Origin of the sequence: Aequorivita sediminis (assembly GCF_032080575.2) — a bacterium.
Classification (GTDB): Bacteria; Bacteroidota; Bacteroidia; order Flavobacteriales; family Flavobacteriaceae; genus Aequorivita; species Aequorivita sediminis.
Genome location: NZ_JAVLSO020000053.1, coordinates 1 through 332, shown reverse-complemented (window position 1 = coordinate 332; position 332 = coordinate 1). Strand labels below are relative to the sequence as shown.

Sequence of the window (332 nt, the reverse complement as noted above, 5' to 3'; positions counted from 1 at the left end):
ATCTGTACTGATGCGAGCATTGCACTTATTAAAACTTCAGATGTTGAAGTTGATCCAACTACAGGATGTTCAACACTCGAGGTTGGTGATGTAATTACCTATAGTTTTTCAGTTAAGAATACTGGGAACGTAACCCTAACCGATGTTATGGTAAGTGATCTAGTTGGTGGCGTTACCGTATCAGGAGGACCAATCACATTGTCGCCAGGGCAAGAAGATTCTACTACATTCACAGCAACTTATACTATCACACAAGCAGATATTAATGCAGGTGAGTTTGAGAACACAGCTAAGGTAGTTGGTACAACGCCTAGTAATACACAAGTAGATGA

The 332-nt window shown here is 40.4% G+C and carries 1 protein-coding gene; it reads left to right on the top strand.

The features are described from left to right. On the top strand, window positions 1–332 hold a 332-nt coding region (locus RT250_RS13560), incomplete at both ends, for a DUF7507 domain-containing protein (RefSeq protein ID WP_313115426.1).